Consider the following 23229-nt stretch of genomic DNA (forward strand, 5'->3'; position numbering starts at 1 on the left):
TAGGGAAATATGGAGTTTTTGTATGCGTCAGGTAAATATTCAAACAGCTGCCGGAAAGAAAATTTGGGAGCAGTACCTTAAACGACAAACCGGTCATTCAGATCCCTTGCGAGTTCGGAGGGATGCTTTAACAAAAAGCGTTTTTAGTAAGCCGGTATCCGCCCGGGAAGCTGTAGGGCGCATGCTTACGGAGATCAGCCGTCAGGGAGACCGGGCGGTTTTGCGTTATACACGGTTGTTGGAAAAATATAAGACCACAGCAGCAGGATTGAAAATTTCTGCGGCTGAGCGTCACTCTGCAAAAAAGCAGGTTCCGCTGGTTTTGCAGCGGGCATTGCGTAAGGCGGCATCCCATATTCGCAGCTTTCATCGGGCACAACTGGGAAGAAAACCGGCAGTTGTTTCCCGGCCCGGGGTGAGGCTCTTGGAAAGAAGGCAGCCTTTAAACCGGGTGGGTATTTATGTGCCCGGCGGCGTGGCCCCGCTGGTATCCACTGTTTTGATGAATGCCATTCCGGCTCGGGTCGCAGGGGTGAAAGACGTTATCATGGCAACACCACCGGGCCCCAAAGGAGAGATACTGTCGGCGATTTTGTATGCAGCGGAATTGGCGGGGGTGGATGTTATTTACCGGCTTGGCGGGGCAACTGCCATCGGTGCGTTTGCATTCGGAACGCAGAGCATTACGCGTGTTGACAAAATTGTGGGGCCTGCCAATGTGTTCGGAACCGAGGCCAAGCGCCAGGTTGTGGGCACAGTTGGGATTGACAGCTTGGCCGGACCAAGCGAAATTTTAATCATTGCGGATAAGACTGCCCGGCCGGAAGCACTGGCATGGGATTTACTTGCCCAGGGGGAACATGGTTCCGGGGCAGTCGCCATACTAGTGACACCGTCTGCCAAAGTGATGGCGCTTGCAATGAAAGCAGCAAGCGGTTTGGTTAAAATGTATCCTGAGTTGACTACGGCGTTTCAATCTGCCATCGCGGTGAAGACCGCGACACTTGATCAGGCTGTAAAATTGGCGGATGCGTATGCACCGGAACATCTTTCTTTGCAGATCGCCAAACCACACCGGCTGTTGGATAAAATTAACCGGGCCGGGGCCGTTTTTTTAGGTGTTCAGACAGCTCAGGCGATGGGAGATTATATTGCCGGTCCGAATCACGTGCTGCCGACCAACCGGACCGCTTGTTGGTCGTCGCCCCTGTCTGTACGCGATTTTGAACATTTTACCAGTGTGGTCACATATTCTGACTCTGGAATGCAAAAGGAAGGACCGGCTGCGATCACAATTGCGGAAGCAGAAGGACTGCGCGCCCATGCCGGTTCAATCCGGGTACGAATTCAAAAGTAATCAGCCGTGGCTATGAAAAAACGGTGGAAAAAATAAAGACGTGTCGCGTTTTGCTTGTGCAGCTGGGTGATCAAAGGGGCGGTTATGGAAAGCCGAATAGAAAAAATAAATGAATGGATTCGGCCGGAGGTACGCGGTTTGCAGCCGTATGTACCCGAGGCGGCCGGGCCGCAGATACGGTTGGATGCTAATGAAAGTCCGTTTGACATCCCGGAGGACATGAAGCAAGAAATCAGCAAAATTTTTATGGAGCATTCCTGGAATCGCTATCCTGATCCGGAGTGCCGGGAGTTGAAAAAAGCGGTCGCACACTATGAAGGTGTGGCGGAAGAGAATATTGTTTTGGGAAATGGTTCCGACGAAATTATTCGCGACCTTCAGGTCTGTTTTGGCGGACAGGGTACGCGGACGGTTTTTCCCACGCCGACTTTTGCCATGTACCGTCTCCTGACCATCTCCCTGGGCGGGACACCGGTGGGTGTCCGGTTGCGTGATGACTGGTCGCTGGACAAAGAAAATTTACTAAAAGAGATGGAAACGGAAAACAGCCGGATACTGTTTATTGCCAGTCCAAACAATCCGACCGGTAATGCGTTTGATGTGGGCATGCTGGAAGAAATCGTGCAAGCCACGGATGGACTGGTGGTGGTGGATGAGGCTTACCGTTTATTCGGTACTCAGACCATGGTTCCCAAACTGGCGGCCTATCCCAACTTGGTGGTCCTCAATACTTATTCAAAGTCCATGTCTGCGGCCGGGATTCGGATCGGTTATTTGCTGGGACATGAGAAAATAGTAAATATTATCAATCGGGTCAGGCTGCCTTACAATTTGGATGCTTTTGCCCAGGTGGTGGCGTTAAAGACCATGGAAAATGTCGGTCTTTGGAAGGCCAATGCCAAGCTGATTGTTAGCGAGCGCGAACGCATGGCCGGAATTCTGCGACCGCTGGAGGGTGTGGTTGTTTATCCCAGCCAATCAAATTTTTTATTGATACAAGTTCCGGATGCCGAAGCAGTAAAGGATCAACTGGCCCGGAACAATATCGCAGTTCGGGGTTTTCCAAAAACAGAGGGGCTTTCCGACTGCCTTCGGGTGACCATTGGCACGGTGGAGGAAAATAACGTGTTTTTGGATAGAATCCAAAAAGTACTGCAATCTGTGGGGTGATGACTATGGCGGTGAAAAAACGCACGGCAACAGTAAAGCGGAAAACCAAGGAAACGGATATTCAACTCTCGGTAAATTTGGATGGAAACGGTAAAAGCGGCTTGGATACCGGTGTGCCGTTTTTCGAGCACATGCTGACCCTTCTGGCCGGACACAGCCTGATGGATATCCAGATAAAAGCCAAAGGGGATCTGGAAGTGGATCAGCACCATTTGGTTGAGGACATTGGGATTGCTTTGGGTCAGGCATTGCTCCGTGCATTGGGAGATAAGCGGCAACTGGTGCGCTACGGTGCGGCATTGATTCCCATGGATGAATCACTGGTTCAGGTGACCTTGGATATTTCCGGCCGTCCGTACTTAAATTATCAATTGAAACTGCGTCAGAAAAAATTGGGGGATTTCGATACTGAGCTGGTGATCGAATTTTTTCGTGCATTGGCCAATGCAGCCGGCATTACGGTGCATATTATTCAGCAGACCGGCGGCAATACCCACCATCTGGTGGAAGCGGCCTTTAAGGGGTTGGGGCGGGCACTGCGTAAGGCAATCGCCCGTGATGCGCGGCAAAAAGGTGTTCCCAGTACCAAGGGAAGTTTATAATCAATTATTGAAAAATGAGCCGAGCTCGTTGGGAGGGTAAGCATTCGTGTTTTTCGGCTGCGTAACTCGCCCCCTACGGGAAGCTTAAACAGTACTCGCTTTGAAAAATACGAATGCTTACCCTCTCAACGAATAGTATATACAGTTGACTATTGATGCAGTTGGGATGTCGGTTTTGAAAGGAAAGATGATGGTAGGTATTGTTGATTATAAAATGGGGAACCTGCACTCAGTCCAAAAAGCTTGTGCAGCAGCAGGATTGAAATCGAAGTTTATTTCCAAGGCGTCTGAAATAAAAAAGGCCAAGGCGGTAATTTTGCCTGGTGTGGGCGCTTTTGGACAGGCGATGGCGCATTTGAATCAACAGCACTTGGTCGGTGCACTCAAAGAGGCGGCGGAGTCAGGCAAACCCTTTTTAGGTATTTGTCTGGGTATGCAGCTTTTATTTGAGAGTTCCGAGGAATTTGGTAATCATGCCGGGCTGGGTATTTTTCAGGGTAAAGTCCGGCATTTCCCGAAGAAACTCAAAGTTCCGCATATGGGCTGGAATAGTCTTATTATGAAAAAACGTGCGCTGCTGTTAAAAGGAATTAAAGAAGGCGCTTATATGTATTTTGTACATACTTACTATTGTGATCCCAAAGATAAGGACGTATTGCTGGCAACCACGGCATACGGTATTGAAGTAGCTGCAGTAGTAGGTCGAAATAATATATGTGCAACCCAATTCCATCCGGAAAAAAGCCAGGCAATTGGATTGAAGGTCTATCACAATTTGGCAAGCCTGTTGAAAGGTTAGGTGCAAAGTATGGTAGTTTATCCGGCAATTGATTTAAGAAAAGGTCGCTGTGTCAGATTGGTCAGAGGCGAAGTTCGTGATGAGACGGTGTATTCAAAAGAACCGGCCTCGATGGCCAAGTTGTGGCAATTGAAGGGTGCCAAGTATCTCCATGTTGTCGATTTAGACGGTGCCCTGACCGGTGTTCCGAAAAATTTGAAGCATGTTTATCAGATTGCCAAGGCAGTGAAAATACCGATCCAGTTCGGCGGAGGTGTCCGTGATTTAAGCATTATCAAGGAGCTGTTGGATCATGGTATTAAACGCGTTATTCTCGGGACAAATGCCCTGTCGATGGAGTTTCTTTCCAAAGCAATTAAAAAGTTTGGTGCCGCTAAAATTGTGGGAGGATTGGATTCGCGTGATGGAAAAGTTACCATCCGGGGTTGGAAAGATACCACCGACAAACCGGCGATTGAGTTTGCACGTGAGCTTGAAAAAGCCGGCGTAAAAAATATCATTTATACGGATGTAAAACGGGACGGTCTTTTATCCGGACCCAATTTTAAAAGTATTAAAGCGATTGCCAGTGCTGTGACGATTCCCGTGATTGCTTCGGGCGGTGTTACCAGCCTGAAAGATATCACGCACTTGAAAAATCTTGAAAAATATGGTGTTTCCGGCTGCATTATCGGTAAAGCTATTTATACCGGTGTTTTGGAGCTTAAGCAGGCGATTGTGGAAGCAGGGAAATAAGGATGCTGGCAAAAAGAATTATTCCATGTTTGGATGTCAAGGATGGTCGTGTTGTCAAAGGAGTGAATTTTGTTCATTTGCGGGATGCCGGCGACCCGGTAGAGCAGGCCAAGGTGTATGACCGGGCCGGCGCCGATGAATTGGTTTTTCTGGATATTACCGCCAGTGTGGAAAGTCGCCGGACCATGATCCGGGTGGTTGAGCGTTGTGCGGATAATATTTTTATGCCATTGACAGTAGGCGGCGGGATCAGGACTGTTCACGATATCCGCGAATTGTTGCGGGCCGGCGCTGACAAAGTTTCGATCAATACCACAGCAGTGCAAAAACCGGAGCTATTGCAAAAAGCTGCTCAGATGTTTGGAAGTAGTTGTATTGTGCTGGCGATTGATGCGCGCCGCCGGGAAAAGGGGCGGAAGGGATGGGAGGTTTTCATCCATGGCGGTAGAACGCCAACCGGGCTCGATGCCATCCATTGGGCTAAGCAGGGTGTGGCACTTGGTGCGGGTGAAATTTTGTTGACTTCCATGGATTGCGATGGAACTCAGAATGGATATGATATTGAATTGACACGGGAAATTTCCAAAGCAGTCACCGTGCCGGTGATTGCCAGTGGGGGTGCCGGTCAGCTCAAGCATTTGGCGGATGTGTTGGATCAGGGCTGGGCGGACGCGGTGTTGGCAGCCAGTATTTTTCATTATGGTAAATATTCCATTGCACAGGCCAAACGGTATTTGGCGCGCCGCGGAGTCGCAGTGCGGCTGGCGTGAAAAAAACATATGTAGGGGCAATTCATGAATTGCCCCTACATAATAAGAATTGAAAATCGGAGGCACGACCATGGCAATTCCTCAGGAGATGAAATTTAATGATCAAGGCTTAATTGTGGCCATTGTGCAAGATGTGGTCAATAACGAAATTTTAATGCAGGCATTTATGAATGAAGAATCGCTCCGATTGACCATCGAGACCGGCATTGCACATTATTATAGCCGTTCACGGAATAAGCTTTGGAAAAAAGGGGAATCCTCCGGTCATCTGCAGCATGTCAAGGAGATGCGGATTGACTGTGATTTGGATGCTGTGGTGATGAAAGTGGAACAGGTCGGAGGCGCGTGCCATGTGGGATTCAGGTCATGTTTTTATCGGGTGGTGGAAAAGGATGGCAGCCTGCGAGAAAGCGGCGAGAAAGTATTTGATCCCAAGCAAGCGTATAATAAATAGCCGGGTAGAAGATACCGTTGTACGGGGGATGCCCGGGCAGTCTTGTTTTTCAATGAGTACGGCACTGTCGCGACCATACCAAGTCGGCTAGCACTTGATATTTTCTGATACGCAACCACTGGCTATAACTGAGTTTGCTCATTGAAAAACAAGACTGTTCGGGTATCCAGGCAACCGTAGCTATTTGGAAATAGAGTGATTGCTTTATGCGAAAAAAATGAATAAAATAAATACTTGCCGGAAATAGCAGTGTATGGGCACGTTCATTCCGTGTTTTTTGGAAAGAGATTGATTTATATGACCTCTGCGACATACAAACAGGAGTCCTGGAAATGTTTTACCCATCACTATCAGAATTTAAAAAAAGGTGCCGTCAGGGAAATCTGATTCCGGTCTATGCCGAATTGCCGGCAGATACGGAGACGCCGGTATCTGCTTTTTTAAAAATCGCAGATAAAGCCCAACGCGCTTTTTTGCTGGAAAGCATTGAAGGCGGCGAGAAAATCGGCCGCTATTCTTTTTTAGGCGCAGACCCTTCAGAGGTGCTTTCGTTGCGCGGTGGAATCCTGGAGCATTTACAGGATGGGAAAAAGCGGATTATTTCGCATGGCGGGAATCCCTTTCACGTGTTGCGGCAGTTCATGCAGCGCTATCAGATTGTTCAGACCCCGGAGCTGCCGCCTTTTCACGGGGGGGCGGTGGGTTATCTTTCTTATGATCTGGCCCGGTATTTTGAAAAACTTCCAACCCATAATCCGGATGATCTGGGATTGCCCGAAGCGCTGCTGGTATTTACAGAAAATTTACTGGTGTTTGATCATGTCAAACATGTGATTAAAATTGTGAGTAATGTTCACGTGACCGGCAAACCGGACAAAGCCTATCAACGGGCAATGGCTTCCATTAAAAAATTAATGTTAAAGCTGCAACAGCCCCTTCCGGGCGTGAAACGGCGCAAGCACTTCGCAAAATTAAAATTGACATCCAATATCAGCAAGAAAAAATTTCTTGAAAATGTAAAACGCTGTAAGGCATATATCAAGGCCGGGGATATTTTTCAGGTTCAAATTTCACAGCGTCTTTCCACCCCGTCTTCGGCCGCGCCGTTTGATGTTTATCGCGCCCTGCGCATGGTCAATCCTTCACCGTATATGTACTATTTGCGGTTTCCGGAGTGCGAATTGATCGGTTCTTCTCCGGAAGTGTTGGTGAAAAAAACGGGGAGCGTTGTCGCGACCCGGCCGATTGCCGGAACGATGCTCCGCGGGAAAACACCTGAAGCGGATTTTTTGCAGGAAAAAAAATTATTGGCAGATCCCAAAGAACGCGCGGAACATATTATGCTGGTGGACTTGGGGAGAAATGATGTTGGGCGTGTCTGCCGTTACAGCACGGTGCAGGTTCCCGAACTTATGGTTATTGAACGTTACTCACACGTGATGCACATCGTTTCACACGTGGAAGGAAAAATCGCGCCTGGCAAAGACCAGTTTGATGCGTTGGAAGCTGCATTTCCGGCCGGAACAGTGACCGGCGCTCCTAAAATACGTTCCATGGAGATTATTGAAGAATTGGAAACCACCCGACGGGGCCCTTATGCCGGGGCGGTCGGCTATTTTGATTATACGGGAAATTTGGATGCATGCATTACGATTCGTACAATTGTCTATAAAGACGGTTACTACCATCTTCAGGCAGCTGCCGGTATTGTAGCGGATTCCAGGCCGGAACGGGAATATCAGGAAACGTTGAATAAAATGCAGGCACTTGTACAGGCATTGGAACTGGCCAACGAAAATGGGTTTCCTCACAGGGCTGTGGGAAAGCGAGGAGCAGGTCGATGATTTTGATGATCGATAATTATGATTCCTTTACCTATAATCTTGTTCAATATTTAGGTGAATTGGGAGGGACGGTTAAGGTGGTTCGCAATGATGAAATTGATCTTCCCGGGATTGCCCGACTCAAGCCGGAGCGAATTGTTGTCTCGCCCGGTCCTTGTACTCCCAAAGAGGCGGGGATTTCAGTCAGTGCAATCAAGACCTTTGCCGGCCGTCTCCCGATTTTAGGTGTCTGTCTGGGGCATCAGGCAATTGCAGAGGCATTTGGCGGGAAGGTTGTACGCGCCCAACGGCTGATGCATGGTAAAACCTCACAGGTAAAGCATGACGGCAAAGGTGTTTTTGCCGGTGTGAAAAATCCCTTTACCGCGACGCGATATCATTCGTTGATCGTTTCACCGGACAAATTTCCCAGGACATTACTGGTCACAGCCCGGACCGCAGAAAAAGAAATTATGGGTATCCGGCATAAAAGTTTGCCGACGGTGGGTGTGCAGTTTCATCCGGAATCCATTCTTACCGGCGCAGGAAAACAAATTTTAAAGAATTTTTTAAAAATGAAAACGCCAAAATAAAAAGGGGCGGTCCATGCGTTGGATTACAGTTTTATTCATTTTATTTTTTGGGGCACTCGTGCCGGCTTGGGCGGCTGAGAAAATGTCCTTGATTGAAGAAGCATTGCATGCGGTGACGGTTTCTGAAGAAATATCTGTTGCAGCGCAATCGATAACCCCGACATCCCGGGAACGGTTTTGGATGCCTGGTCAGGTTGAGCTTGTTTCGAACACTGTTCAGGCGGTATCCGGGAATAATTTGACAGCCAGTGTTGTTTCTCAATTGCAGGTCGTTGATCCAGTCGGTCTAACCGCAGCTGCCACCGCAGAAATAATCGCCCTTGCCTGGACGAACACCGGAACAGTTTTTTCCGGATTTCTGGGTTATCGTGTTTGTAAAGCTGAGGTGGGAAAAACTCTTGAGGTGATCACCGCTTCACCGCAGCCGACCACTTCATTTGTAGATCGTACCGTGACAGCGAAGACCCACTATCTTTACCAGGTTTTTGCAGTCGATGGCAAAGGCACCACTTTTGTGGCTTCCCACAAAATCAGTGCTGTACTAAAACCCTCACAACCGCCCGGGATTCCATCGGAAATCAAAGCAGAAACGTTGGAAGAAAGGGTTCGTATTACTTGGAAAAAAACACTTAAAACATCACATGATGTGAGTGGTTATAGGGTCATGCGCGCGCTGCCGGGTGCGGAAAAAAGGGCGTTCGTTACCACGATTGTGATCAGTAAGGAAGAATTTTATGATGATACCGGGATGCCGGGGGTGGAATATCAGTATCAAGTTTTAACGGTCGATAGCAAAGGTCAGACCAGTGCCGCTTCAAAAACAGTCCTTGGCAAATCACGCCCCCGAAACCGCAATGGTTTGGTGCTTACCTCCACAGCCTATCGTGGACTGGGGCATGATGATCTTGGATTTACCGCAGACATGCAGTTTACATACTATATTGGGACGCTTTACGGCGAGCAGGATGAGGAACTATCTGAATTTGCACTCTATTTGGACCCGATCAGTCTTTGGCTGTTGACAGCAGATGTAAAATACACCTTTTTAACAGAAAAACAAAACAAATATTTTCCTTTGGCCGCCGCGCTGGGTGGAAAGGCTTCTTTACTGCTTTTTGCCGGACAGCAAAGTGAAGCCAGCGGCAGTTTTACCTTTTCGGAAAAAACAGAATTTGATTATGTATGGGGCGGCTATTTAAGTCTGAGCCGCAGTTTTGGCAATTGGGGTATTCATGGCGGGTATTCGCTGGGATCTTTGGGAGATCCGTTTTTCTACCTTTCCAAATATATGCGCTATGGTGAGACGGAACGAACGCGTAACCTTTTTTATATGGGGATTGATTTTCCCGTCGCCCGCCGGATGAACGCCGCCCTGGAGATCATGTATCCGTTAAACAGTGAGTTGATTTCACAGCAGCACCCGGTGTTGATTAATCTGCATGTTGATAGGCTGTTTAATTTTGATGTGGCCTACCTGCACTGGAATCAGGGTTGGGCTTTTTTAGGATATTTTAATATCCGTTTTACGGTTTTTCCCGGTGAGTGATACCTCCGGGATGTTCGGTTTTGACCGCCGGCGGGCACGACGGTGTCCAGGGTGCTTTTGATTGACGCCATTGTTGGGCAAATGCTACAATAAATAAATATTTAATTAAGTGTGTCTTTGATAAAAACGATGGGAATCACGACATGGCAAATGCAACCTCAATCAGTCGATTAAGAGATACATTGCAAAAAACCGTACTTCAATCAGGTCGTTTGTTGAAACGGAAGCTTTCCGACCAACGCAGCATTACCTTTAAAAGCGAGATTGATATGGTCACGGAAATGGATCAACAGGTGGAGCAACACTTTGTTAAGACAATTTCTAAAAATTTTCCGGATCATGAAATTCTTTCTGAGGAACTTATTGAAGCGAGCGGCCAATCATTTCCTGAAAAACCGGCATCCCGGGGGCGATACCGCTGGATTATTGATCCGGTGGATGGCACAACCAATTATGCTCACCGCTTTCCTCATTTTAGTGTTTCGGCCGGGATTGAGCATCAAGGCAAGATGATCATGGGAGCGGTATACAACCCCATGCTCAATGAATTCTTTTATGCAGAAAAAGGCAAGGGCGCTTGGTTAAACACTAAACCTATTCGTGTTTCAAAAACTAAAATAATGCGGCAGGCACTCTTGGCAACCGGATTTCCTTATGATTTGAAGATCAGTACGCTTAATAATTTTAGGGAATTTTTTTATTTTTCTCGGCACTGCCAGGCAATTCGCCGGGCGGGTTCAGCATCACTGGATCTTTGTGATGTGGCATGTGGACGTTTTGATGGTTTTTGGGAATATAAACTCAAACCCTGGGATGTGGCTGCCGCAGCATTGATTATTCATGAAGCGGGCGGCAGGATAACCAATTTGCAGGGAAAAACTCTGACGATTTATGGTGGAACATTTTTAGCCAGTAACCGTATTTTACACAGCGACTTGGTTCAAATGATGAGAAAAGCGGATCAGGCAACAATAACCCTGGGAAAATAATCGCAGACTTCAGATGGCTTAAGAATTTGACAGGAGGACCTGGCATGGCAAACAGTCAAGAAAGAATGCTGAAAATACGAAGGCGGCTGATGCCCGCGATTGTATTGCTGGTTTTAATTATTATTGTGGTCATCCGGTTTTCGCAGTTATCAGAAAAAACCCGGGAAGGCACTACTGTGGGGAACTTGTATCAAATTCGGCAAGCGGTTCTTTTGTATTATCAGGACCACAATGGTATTTTTCCGCGCGAGCTCAGCCCCGGATCTCCCTATAGTCGTTATATGGAGGAATTGCCGGCAGTAGATCATTTGCATCCTCGGGGCGGTGTGCTTTCACCGGTGGGGAATGAAGTGACCTATGGCAACAGTGCGCCTGAAGGGTATGGCAGTGGGTGGTATTATAATTATGAAAGCGGACAGATTTTTATTAATTCCATCGGTCTTGATTCACGGGGAATTTCATATTCAGCCTATTAAAATTCGGTGAGTTTTGTTTGCCGGGGTTTCCATTGGGAGGTGACCGTTTCGATGCAATGGCGGAGAAGAAATTACATCATTAATAAGGATTTTCAATTCCGGTATATTGGCAGGGTGATGTTTGGTATTGTTGTGATGGCGTTGGTGATTGCTTTTACGGTTTATTACACGACTTGGGTAAAAATTATGGATGAATTTTATAATGTTCCGCAAATTGCCGCACAATTTGCGCCGCTGTTTGCTTCGGTAAATCAGATCATGGTTTTACTCTTGATTATTTTTATGCTGACTGCTGCGGTAATTTCGGTTTTTGTTTCTCATTCGATTGCCGGTCCCATGTATCGGTTTGAACGATCGATTGAGGCCATTCGTGCCGGTGATTTGACCTTGAATATCGGCTTGCGAAAAGGGGATGAGTTTAAGCAATTGGCGGATTTGCTCAATGAGATGGTTCAATCATTGCGCAGCAACCTTTCGACTGATCGTCAAATGATTGAAGAAATGGCCGGGTTGATCAGTAAAATTCAAAAAGGCGGTTCATCCAAGTCTAAAGTTTCTCCGACATTGACCAAGGACCTGTCAAAATTAAGCAAGATTTTGCAGCAATTGCAAAAGGATGTTCAGCGTTTTAAATTAAATCATTGATTTGAATGAATAAAAAAATCCCTGCACCTTGTTGGTGCAGGGATTTTTTGTTTTGTGAATTATTCCTTCGGTGTTGTGATTTTTAAAATACGGCTCCAAGGACCGCCGCCGCCGCGATTGATATTGCGTACCTTAACAAAATAGGTGGTTTTGGGAGTGAGATTATTGAAAATATACGGCGGCGTGCTGATCGCCTTGGGCTGGCCGGAATTTTGTCCCTGGCCATCAGTACCGATGCTGACCTCATATTGAAAATAGTATTTGTCGGAAATCCAGGTGAGGGTCAAAGCATTTTCAGAAATATCAGAGAATGCCAGATTGGTCGGTGCGGTAATAGGCGGTGAGGGACGGGTTGTGACCAACATGGTGTCTGACCAAGGGCCTTCACCTGACGTATTAAAAGCGCGAATTTTAATATAGTAGCTTGTATTTGGACTGAGGCCTGTCATGGCATATTTATTTTGTTTGAGTTTTTCAATACCGCGATTACCGGCGCTGACATCTGTTCCAATACTAAGCTCATAGCCGGTGACCGCCTGCATGGCTTTCCAACTAAGCATCGCAGCGATATCAGACACTTCTGAAGCAAGCAACAGGGCCGGTGCGGAATTTGGCGGTGCAATCGGGGTTTCAAACGAAACGAGGGAACTCCAAGGACCCACTCCGGAATAATTTCTTGCCCGAACCTGGACTCTGTACTTGCGGTTTGAGTCAAGCGGTTTTAAAGTCATGGAAGTCCCTTCGCGCTTTTTAAGCATCGTCCATTGACGGCGTTGGGGTGAATAACGGATTTCATAGGTGACAGGCATACTGCCGGCTACTGGTTCCCATCCCAGATAAGCTTCAAAGGGCAAGATGTTGGAGACCGTAAAATTTCGTGGTCCCTCGGCAGGGAGTGTGACGAAACGGACCGGTTCAGACCAATTGCCGGGGCCGCCTAAATTGAGCGCTCTTAGTTTTAAATAATACATACTGTTTTTTTTGAGACCGCTGATACGCGTTTTATTCTGATGGGAAGTATGGACTTTACTCTCGAGCGGATTGTCGTCAAGCGCAACGGAAACCTCGTAGGTGCTGATATCTTCCTGCGCATACCAGGTTAAATTGACATAGGTTCCGGTAATTTCAGTAATCCTGGGTTGGTTGGGTTGCAGGGGAATCGGGAAGGTGGTGAAGCTGATAATATTGGACCAGGCACCGACCTGGTTGTTGGGTAAAATCGGGCGGATCCTCGCATAGTAAGTGGCTTCCGGAATGAGGCCGATGATTTCGGTCGGTGGTGCGGTTACCTCAATTGATTGACTGTTTCCAGCTTCGACATCCAGACCATAAGCAAGTTCATACGCGCTGGCCTGCCGCAGCCTCGGCCAGCGTAATTTGGCACTTGCGTGCTTTACATCAAAAACCACCATTTGTTTTAATCCGCCAGGCAGGGTTTTAAAGCTGACCGGCAGAGTCCAGGAACTTGACCCGGTTGTGTTGACTGTACGAACGCGGACAGCATAGGTTCGGTTGGGGAAAAGGTTTTTTAGCGTGTAAGTGGCATTGGCGGTAATGGTTGTCCCGGTATTGGTACCCTGGCTGTCAGTACCCCATTGGATGTGGTAATAGCGGGAAATGCGCGAGCCGGCAAGGGATTGCCAGCCAATAATTGCCTGGTTATTGGTCTGACCAAGAATCGAGACACCACGCGGCTTGGAAGGCAGGGTCAAAAAAGGAGTGCTTTTTCCCCAGGGGGTTGTCGTGCCATTGACAATTGCACGCACTTTAAAGTAATACTGAGTATTTGGAGAAAGATGAAAAGTGAAGCTGCTGTTTTCGGTAGGTACCAGACCGATATTTTGTCCAATCGGATCTGTACCATACGCAATATCATAAGTGCTTGCGTTGGCGAGTTTATGCCAGTTTAAAACAGCGGATGAATTGTTCCCGCTGCGAACCGACAATCCACTGGGTGCCAGATCAGAAGCAAAGGGAAGTGTTGTAATTGAGATGGGTAAGCTCCAAGGTCCCTGGGTTTTGGGATTGCTGGCCCGGATTTTAATATAATAGGTGGCATTACGGTTTAAATCATGAACCATTGTGAAGTTTTTTTCTGTTGTTTTGAATCCATCCACACTGGCATCCGTATCTGTTCCGTAAGACAGCTCATAATAAATATCAGGTAGATCACGGTAGCGATCGCTCCAGTTAAGATGCACAGATGTATCAGTAATCGTATCCGCTTCCAGATCGGTCATCATGGGAATTTGGGTTGAAAAAGACTGGATTTTGCTCCAGGCAGCAGCCCGGCCGCCAATAATAGCCCGGACTTTTACACGATAGATTGTATTGGGTAAAAGTCGGGTTAGATTTTTTTTCGTGTTGCTTACAAACATGGGTCTGCGGTTGGAAGCGCCTTCATCGGTGCCGAAGGAGAGTTCATACCGGGTGGCTCCCGCAATGGTTTCCCAGCGCACATGAATGGAATTTTGCGTTGGGTTGGAGACAGCCAGGTTGGGGGTGGGTGATTGCCCCGTCAGTTCTTCTGAAAATCCGCCGGACGCACTGAGAAATAGAAAAAAGACTGCAATGATGAACTGTGTGATTTTTGATGTCATTGTCGACTCCATCGTGAAATGAGGAAAATCATATAGTGAATAGAAAGAAAAAGTGTAGTATGTGGACGATTCTACCATAGGCTTCAGCCGGGGGTCTACAAAAAGCTTGGGTAAGATCGATAGTGATCGTGTATAATCATATAAAAATGCAGGCAGGCTCTGGAAAGAAGCCTGTGCAGCTGGTGGAAAGGAAGATACGCTTGGATAAAGTTTACTTAATCAGTCTTAAATTTCAAGGTGGTGCAGATGATGGGGAAGAATCATTGCAAGAATTGGAACGCCTAACCATCACTGCGGGTGGTGATGTTGCCGGGAACAGACTTTTTTCCCGTCCCCATCCCTATGCGGCACTTTTTTTTGGGCCTGGCCAGACCAAAGAAATCAAAAAAACAATTGATGAACTTCGGGTTGATTTGGTGGTTGTTGACCACGAACTCAAACCAAGCCAGCAGCGAAATCTGGAGCAGGTTTTTGAGGTTCGGGTTATTGATCGCACTCAGCTTATTTTGGATATTTTTGCACAGCGCGCCAAGACGCATGAGGGCAAGCTTCAGGTGGAACTGGCCCAGTATTCCTATTTATTGCCGAGACTAAGCGGCAAAGGGGTGGAACTTTCCCGTCTCGGTGGAGGGATCGGAACCCGAGGTCCGGGCGAGACCAAGCTGGAACAAGATCGTCGTCAATTACGTACCCGAATTTCTGTACTTAAAAAGCAGATTGAGACCCTTAAGCGAACACGTAAACTCCATCGCCAGGAACGGGAATCTGTTCCGTTGCCATTGGTTTCCCTGATTGGGTATACTAATGCCGGAAAATCCGCGTTGTTAAAAACATTGACCGGCGAAAATGCTTTTGTACAGGACAAGCTTTTTGCAACACTGGATCTTTCTACCCGTAAACTGATCCTGCCGCCGAGTCAGGAAATATTGCTCACCGACACAGTCGGGTTTATTCGTCGCTTGCCGCATCATTTGGTGGCGGCGTTTCGCGGAACCTTGGAAGAGGTTGTCTCCGCTGATCTCTTACTGCATATCCTTGATTGTTCACATTTTGACTGGGAAGGGCACCTTCGAGTGGTCAACAGCGTGCTCGAAGACCTCAAGGCCCGGGATAAACCCGTTATCTTGGTTTTCAATAAAATTGATTTAGTGAGCCGTGCCATGCACCACCGTTTGCGGTACCAATTCCCCGGCTGTGTTTTAGTTTCAGCTTTGAGAAAGGACGGGATCCAGGATTTATTAGAAGCACTCAAAGTGCAACTGGCCGAGACCTGGCAAGAAATCATCCTGAGAATTCCTTATAACCAGTCCGATATTCTTTCGTTGATTAAACGCCGGGGCCGGATCATCAAAGAAATTTATGGACCCAAAATTATCACCTTGCAAGCGGAGCTGCCACCCCAAATCATTGGTCTCGTCAAGCAGTGGAAAAAGGAAATGAAACTCGCCGGGAAATAAAATTTTTATCTATCGTGCCAACGCGAACACAATGAGCAGCTTGCCCGGCGTATGCGGGGGCGAATGCCGGGTGCCGGGTGAGCCATTGCTGAAGCGAGTCAATACCGCCAAAGGTGGATATTTGTATAAAAATATCCAGCCAGTCCTGAAAAAGTTAACTGACAGATAATTTTTTGAGGAAGCTTGATCAGGTCATTTTTCGGATGGATTCCTGGAGGGAGTCGGAGGCGGTGGAGATTTCCTGAATACTGTCGGTGACCGAGACCATGGAATTGTTGAGTTCTTCCATACTGGCGGCGATTTCTTCCAGTGCGGAGGCATTATCTTCGGCGAACACGATTACTTCCCGCATGTTGCCCTGGACTTCGTCTGTTCGTTCCAATTGCGAACTGGACAGGGTGGACATGGATGCCACGCGCTGTTCCAGGTTGCTGACGGATTTTACGATGATGGCCAGTGATTTTTCAGATTCAGTCATGGATTCCCGGCCGGATATTACATGTTTGGCACCGTCGGTCATGGACGTGACCGCAGACCGGTTCTCATGCTGGATGCGTTGCACCAGAGAGCCGATTTGTTTGGTGGCATCCCCGGATTCTTCGGCCAGCTTTTTGATCTCGTCCGCCACCACAGCAAAGCCCCGGCCCGCATCGCCGGCCCGGGCCGCCTCGATCGCTGCGTTTAGCGCCAGCAGGTTGGTTTGCTCGGAGATCTGCGTGATCACTTCAAGCATCTGGTCAATTTCCTGAATCGTGCCGCTGAGCTCTTCTACTTGGCGGACGTTTTGATCGAAGATATTGAAAAGGAGGTTGATTTTTTCGATGGCGGACTGAATGATCCGGCTGCTATCTTCGGCGGTAGAATGCGTGAGTCGGGCCAGATTGCTGGCCTCATCCAGGGAGGTAAGGAATTTTTTCAGGGAAGCGGCTTGGTCTTGGATGGTTTTGGCCGAATTGACCGTATGTTCCCGCTGCTGCTCGGCATTGGTGGCAACAGAGGAGATATTGCTGGTGACCTCCTGGGTTGCGGCGCTGATTTCTTCAGCCAGGGATGACAAGTGTTCAGAGATTCGCTGCAGGGTCTCGGTCAGGGATTTGGTGCGGAAGATTGCAGTTTGGATGGATTCGAGAAAATGACTCATATTATTAAATGTACTGGCCAATAGACCGATTTCATCGCGGGTGTTGACGTTTATAGTGTGTGTTAGATCTCCGGCGCCAATTTTCTGGGCACCCGCCTGTAAAAGCTTAATCGGCCTGGTTAAAGTACGCGTAAAGAAAAATGCCGCGATAACACCAAGCACAAGAATACCTATGGAAATTATAAAAATCTGTAGTGTCGCTGTATGAATAATTTTATTTGATCTTTCCTGTGAAGCACCCAGCACCATGGCGCCGATGAGTCGGCCATTTATCAACAGCTTCCTTCTCGCCTCTATGACGTCTTTATCCTCGCGTTTCGTTTTGTTTATATAAAATGAATCTTCAACAGTTTTGGTATAAGGAACAGGTTGACTGTAATCAAATTGGGTTATTTCATTAAATATTTCAGGTTCTTCCCGGCTCACGCGGGAATAGTCGCTATCACCGATTATCCGGCCGCGGTCATCATAAATCGTAATATAGATAATATCTTCCTGTTTAAGCACGTCAGTGCAGACTTCTTTTAATAAAGGATAATCCCATGACACTAACATCTCCTTGCAATTGGTCGCCAGATTTGAAGATAAGGTTTTTAACCGGATGATATTTTCAGTGTGAATGATTTTTTGGATGTTGAAGGAAAATGACAGCGTCAAGGCAAGAATGGCTGCCACGAGCAGGGCAACGGTTACAATCAAGTATTTATTAAGAATACTTAAACCCAGAACCTTAGTTTTCGAAAAAATTGTTTTTTCCCCCATCATAGACTCCGTTATGAAAGTGAATCAACATGAGATTAACCCGCCGACAAGGAGCTGCACTAGGTGAATCCGGCTTCGGCCAAAAGTTTGCGGAGCTCCTTTTAGTTGATTATAGTTATCCTGAAACCAAAGCATTCCTTAATCAGACAGTATAATTTATTTATCAAACTTTTTTTTCCAGTAATCCAGGTCATAAAATTTTTCACCGTGAATCGAATCACACGCTTTTTTTACCGTATTATAATCCGCTAATTCTATAGATACCCATTTTTCGTATTTTTTATTCACCAATTGGATATCAGCAAGATTTTTTTTATGCATGTTAAGGAGTGCCTGTTTGACTTTTTTTAATTCTTTTTTAGGAATTGTTTTGGTATTGACGCAAAGCGGGAACTCCGGTACGGCAGGATGCCGCCAGAGACTTCGCAACTGTTCTTTTTCTTCATTGTATTGATTGAAAGTGGCTTCATTTATGAAACAAGCGGCAAACTGTCCAATAATAACCGCTTGCGCAGCTTTATCATGCCTGCCGAGATGTTCAAATTGAAAATATTTAAATTTGTCAATTCCCTGGTCTTTCAGCCAGCCGGTCGGCATGAGATTGCCGGAAGTGGAAGAAGGACTGGTCCCGCATACTTTTTTTCCTTTTAAATCTTTAAGTGATTGGTAGGGAGATTCAACTTTAACCGCGAGATGGCCGTAATAAGTCGGGGAACCGGATTTTTGAGCGCAGGCAAAGGGAAGCACCGGGCCGCTGCCGGCAGCTTGTACGCAGGTAACGGGCGCAAGAAATGCAAAATCAATTTCACCGGCCACAATATCTTTCACCACGGCAGTGTATCCGCCGGTAACCCCGGTGGTGGGATACAGTTTTAAACGTATATCCAGGCCGGTTTCCGCGCGAAGAACTTTTTCTATTCCCTTGAATCTTTCCATCATCTCCGTGGGTTTTCTAAGTGGCAAAATACCGAGATAATATGTTTTTGCCCAGATTTCTCCCGCTTGCGCCAAGCTAAAACAGATCAACATAATTCCTAATAATTTTTTTGTCATTTTTTTCTCCTTTTTAATAGTTTAGCAACCTAAAAAAAACATTGGTATTTATGAGTGAAAAGTATTACTTTATAATAATGCATCACAGGGATTCTTGCGTCAAGCGAATAAGTAAAACTATTTCCGGAGCGCGCTGATTTGGACTTTGTTTTTTTAAGAAGGGGTGTATGAAAGGGTGACATCAAGACACGGACCGGAAAAAAGAAGTCTTGATACTTTTATGTGCGGTGTTGTAATATTTAATAATTAAAAGTGGAGCAAACTAAGATTAATACAAACATGTCGATGCGATAAAGGCGTAGCAGCCAAAATCAGTCGTATGGGTGTGAATAGGGGGTGAGCATTTTTTAGAGAAAATTATTTTTAATTATATCGAGATAAGAAAACAGTAAAAAAATAATTCAAAACAGGAGGATGCTTAATGTCGGATTTGCTGAAACGGTTTGTGGTTTGTTTGGGCGCACTATGTATGTTATCCCTGGGAGCGGCGGCAATGGCGGAAGAAACAGTGCTTCAGACGGTTCAGCCGGTGACAACGGAAACCGCGCCTAAGGTTGCGCCAAAAATTCCTGCGCCGGTTGCTATTACTGATTTGAAGGTGCATGGTTTTATCCAGGCTTACTATGCGTGGTATGAAAAAATGAATCCGGACAGCTATTTTGAAATCAAACGCGCCCGGATGACATTGGAAGGGGTAATTGCCCGGGCGGTTAAAAGCAAAATTCAAGTTGACATGGCTTCGGCGACGAATGTTTTGTTGGATGCATATATTAGTTACAAACCTTTTTCGTATCTGAATTTAAAAATGGGTCAAGTTAAAATACCCTTTAGTGAGGAACAAATAGGTTCTTCCGCCAAACTGGCTGTTTTTCATCGCTCTGAAGCGACCAGCAAACTTTCCTATAACTATGATCTGGGACTCATGGCCGATGGCAAGCTCTTGGGAAATAAAATTTATTATGGCGCGGGTGTGTTTAATGGCACTGGCCGTAACCAAGCGGATAACAATGATAACAAAGATGTTGTGGGCCGCGTGGTTTTGACACCCATGGCAGGGAGCGGTTCTTTTTTGGACGGTCTTTCTCTGGGGGGGGCTGTTCAAGTTGGCCGCCAACCGCAGGCAGGGACGGATGAAGGTGAACGCACCCGCTACGGTGGACTGTTGAAGTACGCATACGCCGGCTTTACATTACAGGGTGAATATATCTATCAAGAAAAAGAACAAGTTGACGCGAGCAAAAATTTTGCTTCAGGCTGGTATGGGCTGGCTACTTATTGTGTTGTTCCGGAGTTGGATGTTGCAGTGAAATTTGAGATGTACGATCCTGATCAAGCTGTTGAATTGGATGGGAGTCAGGTCGGGAGTATTGGCTTGAATTATTTCTTTAATAAGATGAAGGTTCAAGCAACGTACCGTTTGAAAAAGAGTGAAACCGACATTAATCCCATTAAAGAATTTTATTTAATGACGCAAATTAAATACGGGAAAAAATAAAGGTTCTGATTTTGGTTTTTTTAAGTCGCGTTTTTTGGATTGGGGACACCTTACTTAATTGTTAACAATCATTTTTGTCCAAAGTAAGTATTACAGTATGTGATAAAGCCGGTTAGAATGTTTGTTTTTAAAGAAAAAAACGCATTAGCAATAAAAGAGTATGGCTATAGTGAGCCATGTCGTCGAGGCTTGCTTGAGCGTTGACAGCGTCGGTTTTTCTTTAAAAATAAGCATTCTAACCGGCCTGGTAACAGGGTGTTTTGTGAATTAGGACAGCAGTGATTAACAATGTATATTAACTTGAGTAAGGTGTTCCCGGAAGAAAAAAAGACCGATGGTCATAAGATTATCGTGCCGGCGCGAACACAATGGGCAGCTTGCCCCGCGTATGCGGGGGCGAATGCCGGGTGCCGGGCAAGCCTGTGGATTTTTATCACCTTGCAAGTCAAACTCCCGCCTGAAATTATATCATTCTATTTCCTGCAAAAAAACTCCGAAAACGGGACAAAAATGGTAAGATGAGTTTTAATTTAAGTGGAAAAGGGTAAGCCTATTCGAAGAAAGGGTCATGCCGCTTTCAACTATTCGTCTTGACAGGTGAAAGGCATGTCCGCATAATCGGTGTTTTAATTGAAGGAGCCAATGACTTATTATGTCTGAAAATGAAGCCAAAACATTGAAAGCCGCAGTGATCGGTGTGGGCAGCCTGGGTCAGCATCATGCCCGGGTTTATACCCAAATTTCCGGAATTGAACTGGTGGGGGTTGCGGATAGTAGTCAAAAACGGGCCCAAGAAATCGCGAAAAAATGCCATTGCCAGGCGTTTGTGGATTATCATGACCTGATTCAGGCAGTTGATCTGGTCTCGGTGGTTGTGCCCACCGCAGTCCATTATGCAGTGGCCAAAGATTTTTTAGCAAAAGGTGTTTCCGTGCTTTTAGAAAAACCCATGACGCGGACAGTGGAAGAGGCGGATGAGCTGATTGCTTTGGCCAAAGTCAACCAGGCGACGCTTCAAATTGGGCATATCGAACGCTTTAATCAGGCAATCCAGGAACTCAAGAAGGTACTGGATTCTCCAAAGTTTATCGAGGTCCATCGTTTGGGTCCTTATTCGCAACGCAATACTGATATCGGGGTGACCCTTGATTTGATGATCCATGATCTGGATATTATTCTTGATCTGGTCGGTGCACCTGTGGAACAGGTGGAAGCCACGGGTGTGCGGATTCTCTCTGAGCACGAAGATATTGCCAATGCACGGATTACCATGAAAAACGGCTGTGTGGCCAATGTCAATGCCTCGCGGGTGACGATGGATGCGCAGCGTAAAATCAGAATTTTTTCACCCAGCAGTTATATAAGTATTGATTACCAAAAACAGGAACTTTCTATTTACCAATTGAAAAAGGGACGGAAAATTGATGAAAATAATCTTATGAAGATGATTGATCGTAAGCGAATTGTGTTCGGGAAAAAGGAACCGTTGATGATTGAATTAACCGCGTTTGTAGACGCGATCCGCAACCGGACCGAGCCGGAAGTGACCGGCCTGGCAGGGCGTGAGGCTTTGGCCGTGGCAATTGAGATCAGCAAGCAAATAAAAAAACAGGATTATTCTGCGTAAATAATGAAAAAAATAATGTTTGTGGCCGGAGAAGCGTCGGGCGACCAGCACGCGGCTGAGGTCTATAAAAAGATAAAGCAACAACGTCCCGAAATAGAGGCGTTTGGGATGGGCGGCGCCATGCTGGAGGCCGCCGGGGTACGGATTGAGGTTGACCTGGTCTCGCATGCCGTGATCGGGATTGTGGAAGCATTGGCCAAGATTAGTGAGTTTTTTAAAATCCTCACCTTGGCAAAAAGGCTTTTAGAAAAAGAACGCCCGGATGCGGTGGTCCTGACGGATTTTCCTGATCTTAATTTTCGGATTGCGGCGTACGCAAAGTCATTGGGTATTCCTGTGATCTATTTTGTCAGCCCTCAAATTTGGGCTTGGCGTAAAGGACGCATCCATACCATTAAAAAAATTGTGGACCACATGATTGTGGTTTTTTCTTTTGAAGAACCGCTCTATCGCAAGGCCGGTATTCCGGTAACCTTCGTAGGGCATCCTTTGCTTGAACAGGTGAAACCGGAAGTGCCGGTCGCGCAAAGACGGCAAGCGCTTTTGGGAGAGGCCCGGGGACCTTTGGTTGCATTGCTGCCGGGAAGCCGCAGACAGGAAATTGAGTTTTTATTGCCGACCATGGCCGGGATTGCAAAAAGGCTTCGGGAAAAACATCCGCAAATACAGTTTGTTGTTCCGGTAGCGCGAACCGTTTCTGCGGAGCGCATTGCAGCGATTCTGGACAAGGTTGGGTTGGCGGCACAGCTGATTCGTGAGCAACCGTATAGCGCTCGCGCTGCGGCTGATCTGGCGATTGTCTCGTCCGGCACAGCCACGTTGGAAACCGCGATTTTGGGAACACCCATGATTGTCGGGTACCGTATGAAACGGATCAGCTACTGGCTGGCTCGGATTTTTGTGAAATTGAAATTTTTTGGATTGGCCAATTTGGTGGCAGATGAAAAAATCGCGCCTGAGTTTTTACAGGATGCATTTTCGCCTGAAAAAGTTTTCCCAATCGCCGAGGCCTTGCTGCAGGATCAGGCGATGATTGAGAAACAGAAACAAGGCTGGGCGCGGGTTCGCAATCGCCTGGGCGGGATCGGCGCAGCCGCCAGGACCGCTGAGGTCATTTTAAAAATAATCGGGTAGG

Annotated in this window: 20 protein-coding genes; 17 read left to right on the forward strand and 3 right to left on the reverse strand. The window is 46.8% G+C overall.

Annotated elements, in window-relative coordinates; translation table 11 throughout:
• The first annotated feature begins 22 nt into the window (after positions 1-22).
• The 13 genes from hisD (at position 23) to K8S19_00335 (ending at position 11959) form a co-directional block, all read left to right on the forward strand.
• Positions 23-1357 (forward strand): histidinol dehydrogenase, encoded by a 1335-nt coding sequence (gene hisD / locus K8S19_00275; GenBank protein ID MCD4812118.1) that lies wholly within the window; start codon positions 23-25, stop codon positions 1355-1357.
• 84 nt (positions 1358-1441) lie between these two features.
• Complete coding sequence (hisC, locus tag K8S19_00280) at positions 1442-2527, forward strand: histidinol-phosphate transaminase (GenBank protein ID MCD4812119.1); 1086 nt, start codon at positions 1442-1444, stop codon at positions 2525-2527.
• Positions 2527-3129 (forward strand): imidazoleglycerol-phosphate dehydratase HisB, encoded by a 603-nt coding sequence (gene hisB, locus K8S19_00285; protein ID MCD4812120.1) that lies wholly within the window; start codon positions 2527-2529, stop codon positions 3127-3129. Before hisC ends, hisB begins: the two co-directional genes overlap by 1 nt.
• Before the next feature lie 190 nt (positions 3130-3319).
• A complete protein-coding gene (gene hisH, locus K8S19_00290; GenBank protein MCD4812121.1) occupies positions 3320-3928 on the forward strand; it encodes an imidazole glycerol phosphate synthase subunit HisH in 609 nt (202 codons plus the stop codon).
• 9 nt (positions 3929-3937) lie between these two features.
• The gene (gene hisA / locus K8S19_00295) at positions 3938-4663 is read left to right on the forward strand and encodes a 1-(5-phosphoribosyl)-5-[(5-phosphoribosylamino)methylideneamino]imidazole-4-carboxamide isomerase (GenBank protein MCD4812122.1); all 726 of its coding nucleotides are present in this window, start codon (positions 3938-3940) and stop codon (positions 4661-4663) included.
• Between the two features lie 2 nt (positions 4664-4665).
• Positions 4666-5433: an imidazole glycerol phosphate synthase subunit HisF gene (hisF, locus tag K8S19_00300; GenBank protein MCD4812123.1), complete on the forward strand. Its 768-nt coding sequence runs from the start codon at positions 4666-4668 to the stop codon at positions 5431-5433.
• A 70-nt stretch (positions 5434-5503) separates the two neighbouring features.
• Positions 5504-5887 carry a phosphoribosyl-AMP cyclohydrolase gene (gene hisI / locus K8S19_00305; GenBank protein ID MCD4812124.1) on the forward strand — a complete coding sequence of 128 codons (384 nt, stop codon included), beginning with the start codon at positions 5504-5506 and terminating at the stop codon, positions 5885-5887.
• A 332-nt stretch (positions 5888-6219) separates the two neighbouring features.
• Positions 6220-7731, forward strand: a complete 1512-nt coding sequence (trpE, locus tag K8S19_00310) for an anthranilate synthase component I (protein ID MCD4812125.1) — start codon at positions 6220-6222, stop codon at positions 7729-7731.
• Positions 7728-8303: an aminodeoxychorismate/anthranilate synthase component II gene (locus K8S19_00315; GenBank protein MCD4812126.1), complete on the forward strand. Its 576-nt coding sequence runs from the start codon at positions 7728-7730 to the stop codon at positions 8301-8303. Before trpE ends, K8S19_00315 begins: the two co-directional genes overlap by 4 nt.
• A 13-nt stretch (positions 8304-8316) precedes the next feature.
• Positions 8317-9849, forward strand: coding sequence for a hypothetical protein (locus K8S19_00320; GenBank protein MCD4812127.1), 1533 nt, complete (start codon positions 8317-8319; stop codon positions 9847-9849).
• Between the two features lie 143 nt (positions 9850-9992).
• A complete protein-coding gene (locus K8S19_00325; protein MCD4812128.1) occupies positions 9993-10838 on the forward strand; it encodes an inositol monophosphatase in 846 nt (281 codons plus the stop codon).
• Between the two features lie 44 nt (positions 10839-10882).
• On the forward strand, positions 10883-11314 hold the full coding sequence (locus K8S19_00330; protein MCD4812129.1) for a hypothetical protein: 432 nt from the start codon (positions 10883-10885) through the stop codon (positions 11312-11314).
• A 51-nt stretch (positions 11315-11365) separates the two neighbouring features.
• Positions 11366-11959, forward strand: coding sequence for a methyl-accepting chemotaxis protein (locus K8S19_00335; protein MCD4812130.1), 594 nt, complete (start codon positions 11366-11368; stop codon positions 11957-11959).
• 59 nt (positions 11960-12018) lie between these two features.
• On the opposite strand, the gene K8S19_00340 is transcribed toward K8S19_00335, so the two are convergent.
• The gene (locus K8S19_00340; GenBank protein MCD4812131.1) at positions 12019-14559 is read right to left on the reverse strand and encodes a fibronectin type III domain-containing protein; all 2541 of its coding nucleotides are present in this window, start codon (positions 14557-14559) and stop codon (positions 12019-12021) included.
• A 146-nt stretch (positions 14560-14705) separates the two neighbouring features.
• Between K8S19_00340 and hflX the strand changes: the two genes are divergently transcribed.
• On the forward strand, positions 14706-16016 hold the full coding sequence (hflX, locus tag K8S19_00345; GenBank protein MCD4812132.1) for a GTPase HflX: 1311 nt from the start codon (positions 14706-14708) through the stop codon (positions 16014-16016).
• 187 nt (positions 16017-16203) lie between these two features.
• On the opposite strand, the gene K8S19_00350 is transcribed toward hflX, so the two are convergent.
• Together K8S19_00350 and K8S19_00355 are read right to left on the reverse strand one after the other, a co-directional pair.
• Positions 16204-17922, reverse strand: coding sequence for a methyl-accepting chemotaxis protein (locus tag K8S19_00350; GenBank protein MCD4812133.1), 1719 nt, complete (start codon positions 17920-17922; stop codon positions 16204-16206).
• Positions 17923-18075: 153 nt separating this feature from the next.
• Positions 18076-18972 (reverse strand): phosphate/phosphite/phosphonate ABC transporter substrate-binding protein, encoded by an 897-nt coding sequence (locus tag K8S19_00355; GenBank protein MCD4812134.1) that lies wholly within the window; start codon positions 18970-18972, stop codon positions 18076-18078.
• A gap of 421 nt (positions 18973-19393) precedes the next feature.
• Between K8S19_00355 and K8S19_00360 the strand changes: the two genes are divergently transcribed.
• The 3 genes from K8S19_00360 to lpxB all read left to right on the forward strand — a co-directional run bounded on the left by K8S19_00360 (position 19394) and on the right by lpxB (position 23228).
• The gene (locus K8S19_00360) at positions 19394-20467 is read left to right on the forward strand and encodes an OprO/OprP family phosphate-selective porin (GenBank protein ID MCD4812135.1); all 1074 of its coding nucleotides are present in this window, start codon (positions 19394-19396) and stop codon (positions 20465-20467) included.
• A gap of 652 nt (positions 20468-21119) precedes the next feature.
• Complete coding sequence (locus K8S19_00365) at positions 21120-22094, forward strand: Gfo/Idh/MocA family oxidoreductase (GenBank protein ID MCD4812136.1); 975 nt, start codon at positions 21120-21122, stop codon at positions 22092-22094.
• Positions 22095-22097: 3 nt separating this feature from the next.
• Positions 22098-23228: a lipid-A-disaccharide synthase gene (lpxB, locus tag K8S19_00370; GenBank protein MCD4812137.1), complete on the forward strand. Its 1131-nt coding sequence runs from the start codon at positions 22098-22100 to the stop codon at positions 23226-23228.
• The last annotated feature ends 1 nt before the right edge of the window (position 23229 follow it).

It is taken from the genome of bacterium, assembly GCA_021108215.1.
Taxonomy (GTDB): domain Bacteria; phylum Oederibacteriota; class JAAXVQ01; order JAAXVQ01; family JAUVAV01; genus JAIORK01.